The organism is Pseudovibrio sp. Ad5, assembly GCF_001623095.1.
Lineage (GTDB): Bacteria > Pseudomonadota > Alphaproteobacteria > Rhizobiales > Stappiaceae > Pseudovibrio.
Genome location: NZ_LMCH01000058.1, coordinates 1 through 3,061, shown reverse-complemented (window position 1 = coordinate 3,061; position 3,061 = coordinate 1). Strand labels below are relative to the sequence as shown.

Here is a 3,061-nt window from a genome sequence, read left to right as displayed (position 1 = left end):
GTTATACTCAATGCTAAACTGTCTATCCTCTGCAAACTAAAAATGTCACAGTGCTCTTACGTTGGGTTATGCTGGGGAGCGTGGCATGGGATGGGTGGTTATGAGTGAACGGGAGTTAAATCGGGTTGAAGTAATTGCGCAGGTTGTACGCGGCGAGCTGAGTAATGCTGGTGCCGGCAGTCTGCTGGACCTGTCGGTGCGGCAGATATCGCGGCTGGTGAAGCGCTATCGAGATGAAGGTGCTGGCGGTCTGCGCCACCGTGCCCGTGGCAAGCGGCCCAACAATCAGATCAGTGACGCCAAGCGCGAGTACGCGCAAGTGATCATCAGCGAATGCTATTCTGACTTCGGGCCAACACTGGCGGCAGAAAAGCTTGAGGAACATCATGGCCTGAAGGTCTCACGCGAGACGGTGCGCAAATGGATGATTGAGGCCGGGATCTGGCTCAATAAGGCGCAGCGGCGCACGTTTCATCAGCCACGTCATCGCCGCGAAGCCTATGGCGAGCTCATCCAAATTGACGGCAGCGACCATCGCTGGTTTGAGGAGCGCGGTGATCCATGCACCCTGCTCGTCTTTGTCGATGATGCCACATCGACTCTAATGCACCTGCAGTTTGTGCCGTCCGAGAGTGCGTTTTCCTATTTTTCCGCGCTGGAGCACTATTTAGGTAAACATGGCCGTCCGGTGGCGTTTTATTCTGACAAGCACAGCGTGTTTAAGGTGGCCAACACGGAGGCCAGAGGTGGAGCTGGCATGACCCAGTTTGGCCGCGCCCTATCAGAGCTTAACATTGAGATCCTGTGCGCCAATTCTTCCCAGGCCAAGGGCCGTGTGGAGCGCGCCAACCGGACGCTACAGGATCGTCTGGTCAAGGAACTGCGCCTTGCCGGGATCTGTGACGTGGAAGCTGGTAATGCTTTTCTGGAAGGCTTCAGGGAGCAGTTTAACGCCAGATTTGCCAAGGTCCCTGCTCGTCCAGACAATCTGCACCGGGCGCTTAATGTGGAGCCGGACCGGCTGGCTGACATCCTGTGCTGGCGCGAGAAGCGTTATGTGACCCAGCAGCTTACGGTTTCTTATAATCGCAAGATGTTCATTCTGGAGCCCAATGATCTGAGTAAGAAGCTGCCAGGCAAATACGTTGATACCTACCAGTTTGCTGATGGCCGTGTGCAACTGCGCTGGCAAGGCATGGTGCTGCCGCACAAGGTGTTTGACAAGGAACAGCGTGTTACCCACGCGGCGGTCACCGACAATAAGCGCCTGGGTGAGGTGCTGGCCTTTGTGAAGAAAGAGCAGGAGGCCAGCCCTCCCCGCGTCAAGGTCAAAAGCGCTTCTGACAAAGGCGGTTACCAGAAGCGTGTACGCAGGCCCCGGCGAGTACGGCGCTCTGAAGGTGCCAGTCGAAGCCGTGCAGAGTCTCTGGCCATTCTGGAGGAATTCAGGAAAAAGCATGCCAAACTAAAGACGTAAGCTTGCTAGCTCTCCCATACTCATGACTTAAGCCCCCTAAGAGGAGTAGTTCTTCAATGACCCACAACGCTGATGATAATTTTACCCAACTCAAGAAGCTGTCAGACCAGTATTTGCAACCAATCGGCGTAAGTTCTGACGTAATTCTTGAACTCTTTAATGAACAATCAGATTGGGCTTTTATTGTGCAGCTGGATGCTTTGCTGGATACGGTTGCACGACAAACATTACGACAAGCTCTGTTCTTTCAGAAATGTGACAAGTCTTTCAGCGAGAAGGGCGCTTTGGGTGATTTTGTAGATAAATTGCCGTACACGGGTGGAGCCTCTGTACTGAAGCTTTTAGAGTTAATGGGCAGTCCCAAAGAAGAATACAAGTTTGTCAAGTATGTCAGGGTAATCCGCAATAAGTATGCGCATGATATCCGGAGAAGAGACTGCAGTATTCTTGAGTTAATTCATGAAGCTAATGAAACGCGGCAACTCTTTTATTCTTTTGCTCTCGCTGACCCTGAATTTGATTACGAAGAACTTCGTGGAATGGTGGAAGGAAACCCAAATATTCTTCGTATGACAATGCTTCAGGCTGCGATGGTTTTCCTATACCTAATGCATAATGCCCTTACAGTATCGAAGCCGAATAACGAGAGTTGAACGAGTTCAGAGTGAATATTTATTGATGAAAGGGGTGCTATGAGTAAAGGTAGATGGCTTAAGAAATATACGAAAATTGAGTATCTAACTGACATCCTGAAGGACAAAGAACTACATCTCGGACATCCGTCTTCTTGGGATGATAAAAATGACTCAGAAGTTATTCAACTGTATGCTACTGGGCGGCGGGATGACTTTGACATAAGGGCGACTTGCTTAACACAGGCAAGCGATCGATTTCATTTCTGGCACATCTTTGGTGAACGAGAGAATGGTGTATGTCTGTGGTTTGAGAAAGACGCCTTCATCAAGGACATAGAGGAAGACCCTTCTTTGATTGCAAGTCCGATCCAGTATCCCAATAAGCGTGACCTTCCACAAACCAAGCCTGATGAAGTACCATTTACGAAAAGAGAGCAATATGCCGACGAGAAAGAATTCAGAATCTTGCGGGTTTCATCACCAGACGGCATAGCACATGACAAATTCCGGTTTTCAGCGTCTAGTCTAAGAAGGATCTACTTTAATCCTTGGCTCTCAAGAGAGAGGCTAGATTCACATAAACGTTTTTTAAAGCGGCATCTTAGAGGAGATCTCTCTGATGTAATGCTTAAGCAAAATCGGTCACTCAAACACCAGAAGTGGATCAACAAGCTATCAGCCTCATCATGTGACTAATGTTAGAGTTTGACGCTCTTTCCATCCAATTTGGCTGCCGTCGGCATAGTGCTAAAGCGTGATCTGCACACCTGGCTGGTTCATCCTCCTCAGAAACTCCTTCAGCAGTGCCCTTCACCTTCTGGCCCTGTCGTCCTGCGATATTTGGGGTCTCCGTCCGTCAGGGCCAGAGCGCTTCAGCAAGGTGTAAAGCCCTACCCATTATGACATTCCTGCATTGCGCCCCACCCGCCACTTCTGCTTGGTTGCAACA

At 50.0% G+C, this 3,061-nt stretch carries 2 protein-coding genes and 1 pseudogene; all 3 read left to right on the top strand.

Translation table 11 applies throughout. From position 1 onward, the window contains the following. Positions 1–85 precede the first annotated feature (85 nt). Positions 86–1,384, top strand: a pseudogene (locus PsAD5_RS16305) (ISNCY family transposase); the annotation flags it as partial. Between the two features lie 149 nt (positions 1,385–1,533). Then, positions 1,534–2,130, top strand: coding sequence for a hypothetical protein (locus PsAD5_RS16300; RefSeq protein WP_063292840.1), 597 nt, complete (start codon positions 1,534–1,536; stop codon positions 2,128–2,130). A 39-nt stretch (positions 2,131–2,169) separates the two neighbouring features. Continuing rightward, a complete protein-coding gene (locus PsAD5_RS16295; protein WP_063292839.1) occupies positions 2,170–2,808 on the top strand; it encodes a hypothetical protein in 639 nt (212 codons plus the stop codon). The last annotated feature ends 253 nt before the right edge of the window (positions 2,809–3,061 follow it).

Bases quoted from the DNA above. Each gene is read 5' to 3' on its own strand.
- PsAD5_RS16300 (WP_063292840.1), top strand. From the start codon at position 1,534: ATGACCCACAACGCTGATGATAATTTTACCCAACTCAAGAAGCTGTCA.
- PsAD5_RS16295 (WP_063292839.1), top strand. From the start codon at position 2,170: ATGAGTAAAGGTAGATGGCTTAAGAAATATACGAAAATTGAGTATCTA.